At 74.1% G+C, this 2963-nt stretch carries 3 protein-coding genes; 1 reads left to right on the top strand and 2 read right to left on the bottom strand.

The features are described from left to right. Positions 1 to 223: 223 nt before the first annotated feature. Together ACZ63J_RS47045 and sigK are read right to left on the bottom strand one after the other, a co-directional pair. Positions 224 to 943 (bottom strand): anti-sigma factor, encoded by a 720-nt coding sequence (locus ACZ63J_RS47045; protein ID WP_465409007.1) that lies wholly within the window; start codon positions 941 to 943, stop codon positions 224 to 226. Continuing rightward, on the bottom strand, positions 940 to 1539 hold the full coding sequence (gene sigK / locus ACZ63J_RS47040; protein ID WP_465409009.1) for an ECF RNA polymerase sigma factor SigK: 600 nt from the start codon (positions 1537 to 1539) through the stop codon (positions 940 to 942). The genes ACZ63J_RS47045 and sigK overlap by 4 nt, the downstream gene beginning before the upstream one ends. A gap of 213 nt (positions 1540 to 1752) precedes the next feature. Here sigK and ACZ63J_RS47035 point away from each other — a divergent pair, with 213 nt between their 5' ends. Then, complete coding sequence (locus tag ACZ63J_RS47035; protein ID WP_465409011.1) at positions 1753 to 2703, top strand: beta-ketoacyl-ACP synthase III; 951 nt, start codon at positions 1753 to 1755, stop codon at positions 2701 to 2703. The last annotated feature ends 260 nt before the right edge of the window (positions 2704 to 2963 follow it).

Below are 2963 nucleotides of genomic sequence, written 5' to 3'. Positions count from 1 at the left end.
AACGGCGGCGGTCCTGGTCGTTTTCGGCGCTCCGGTTGATCATCGAAGCGGCATAACGCTTGCCAAACACGGATGAGCTCCTCCCCGCCCGCGCGGGTGCGACGGGCGACACCCGAGCCAGCCGGCGCCCGGGGGATGGATCCTTCGTGGACAGTCCCCTTTCGGGGCTGTGCCCGCCGCGGATGGGTGAGTTCCCCGATCGGGTTTGCGGCGTCGAGCGCGGTCAGCCCACGGCGAGGTCCGCCACCGACGGGGTGGTGGGCTGCAGCGACCCGGTGGCGGGCTCGACGGTCACCGACACACCGTCGGCGCCGGCGGGGAGCGCGACCTCGACGGTGCCCGCGGGGGCGATCAGTCCCGCCGAGCGCGGCGCGCCCGAACCGGTCAGCCACACTTCGTAGGCGTGGCCGGCGTCCAGCCGCGGCAGCGCCTGCGCGGCGACGAAGACCCGGCCGAGCTGCCGGGAGGCGGTGGCGGAGACCGAGCCGCCGCCGACCGCGGCCGTGCGCACGGTGGTCGCGTCGGACGCGGAGGTCACCGCGCCGCCCTCGGCCACCGGCACCGGACGGCCGGAGACCGACTGGTCCAGCCCGATGCTGATGCCGCCGGCGAGCACCGCCGCCGCGGCGGCGACCGACGCCACCACGATCAGCGCGCGCTTGCGCCACGGGGCGCGTCGGACCGGGACGGCCGGCTCGGGGGTGACGCGGGGCGGCAGCTGGCGCGTCTGGGCGATCTCGGCGAGCACCTGCCCGCGCAGGCCCGGGCCGGGAAGGACTGCTGTGGCGGCGCCCAGCAGGGCGGCGGTGGCCCGGAGCTCGGCGACCTCGCCCGCGCACGCCGGGCATTCGCTCAGGTGCCGGGTGAAAGCGGCGCGTTCGAGGTCGTCGACCGCGTCGAGGGCGTAGGCGCCGGCGAGGAGGTGGGCGTCGGCGGTGGTCATCGGTGCACTCCAAAAGCGTCGCGCAGGCGGACGAGCCCGTCCCGCATGCGGGTCTTGACGGTGCCGACCGCGACACCGAGTTCTTCGGAAACCTCCCGGCAGGTGTAACCCCGGAAGTAGGCGAGCAGGATCGACTCCCGCTGGAGGTCGGTCAGGACCGCCAGGGCGGCGCGGACCTGCACCCGGTCGAGGTGGTCCAGCGTCGCCTCGGTGACGTCGTCGTAGGGGCGGCGCAGGTCCAGCCGGTCGGCCCGCTCTTCCCGGTCGACGCCCGCCTGCTCGGAGCGGACCCGGTCGATCGCCCGCCGGTGCGCGATGGTCAGCGCCCAGGTCCGCACCCGGCCGCGCGTGGCGTCGAACGCCGCCGCCTTGCGCCAGATCTCGAGCAGGACCTCCTGGGTGACCTCTTCCGCATACGCCCGGGAGCGCAGCACCTGGAACACGGTGCCGAAGATCGGCCCGGCCAGGTGGTCGTAAAGCGCGGCGAAGGCCTGCTCGTCCCCGAGCGCGGAGCGGGCGAGCAGCTGTTCCGGTGTGCTCACCGGTTCCGGCGCCGGTTCGGCGGCGGTGTGGAACGCGACTGCGCGGGCGGTCATGGCACCTGTCCTTCCCGGCGGGCGCCGAGTCACGTGCCGCGGTCGGCGGCGGTCACCAGGAGTTCGTCCCGGCCGGCCCGTGCGGATTGGTGCGGCGCGGAGAAAACCTGCTGGTCACCCACACGGAGGAGCGCGCCGGGGCTGTCCACAATGGATCGGGCAAGCCGGGACGCCGTCCGGTCCGAACGGGAGGGGAACCGATGAGGAGAAACGATGGCGGGCTCGAAAGTGGTCTCGTTCGGGCACTACCAGCCGAGCCGGACGGTGACGAACGAGGAGCTGGCGGACCGGCTGGGAACGTCGGACGCGTGGATCCGCGAGCGGGTGGGTGTGCGCACCCGTCGGGTCGCGGCCCCGGGTGACTCGGTCGCCGACATGGCGACGGCCGCCGCGGGCGCCGCTCTGCGGCGGTCCGGTTACGGTGCCGCCGACGTCGACCTGGTGATCGTCGCCACGTGCACCGCGTTCGACCGGATGCCCAACCTCGCCTGCCGGGTCGCCGAGCGGCTGGGGATCACCGCGCCCGGGGCGTTCGACCTCAACGCGGCGTGCTCGGGCTTCTCCTACGCGCTGGCCGCGGCCGACCACGCCGTCCGGGCGGGCGCCGCGACCCGGGCGATCGTGGTCGGCGCCGACAAGATGAGCGACTTCCTCGACTGGACCGACCGGTCGACGTGTGTGATCTTCGGTGACGCCGCGGGCGCCGCCGTCGTCGAGCGGGCTTCGGCCGGCATCGGGCCGGTGGTGTGGGGCTCGGACCCGGCCCAAGGGCACTGCATCACGCTCGAAGCGGCGGGGCCCGGTGCGCTGCCCGCGGTGTTCCGGCAGGAGGGGCAGGCGGTGTTCCGGTGGGCCACCACCGCACTGGCCCCGATCGCCCGCGAGGCCTGCCGCCGCGCCGGCGTCGACCCAGCCGCGCTGGGCGGTGTGGTCACCCACCAGGCCAACGTCCGCATCATCACCGCGCTGGCCCGCAAGATCGGGGCGACCGGCGCGGTGGTCGCGACGGACGTCGCGGAGTCCGGAAACACCTCGGCCGCGAGCGTCCCGCTGGCGCTGTCGAAGCTCGTCGAGCGCCGGGAGATCCCGGCGGGCGCGCCGGTGCTGCTGTTCGGGTTCGGCGCCGGGCTGACCTACGCCGGCCAGGTCATCACCTGCCCGTGAGTGCCGAAGAATTCTTGTGCTCGCACGGATCACTCTTTCAGTGGATAACCGGGCCGGACCAATACTTCCGGCGGGCCGCGTCGAACTACCGGTATGACCGCCACCGAGCTCGAGATCCCGGAAGCTCCGTCACAGCCGCCACGTGCCCGCCTCCGGTTCTTCGCGGCCGCGTTCACCGGAGTCCTGGCACTCGCCGCGGCGCTGGCGGCCGGGCACCTGGTCGCGGGCTTCATCAGCATCAACGCTTCGCCCTACCTCGC

It is taken from the genome of Amycolatopsis sp. NPDC104863, from assembly GCF_055582965.1.
The sequence above is the reverse complement of the archived record's forward strand: the minus strand, read 5'-3'. Positions and strand labels throughout refer to the sequence as shown.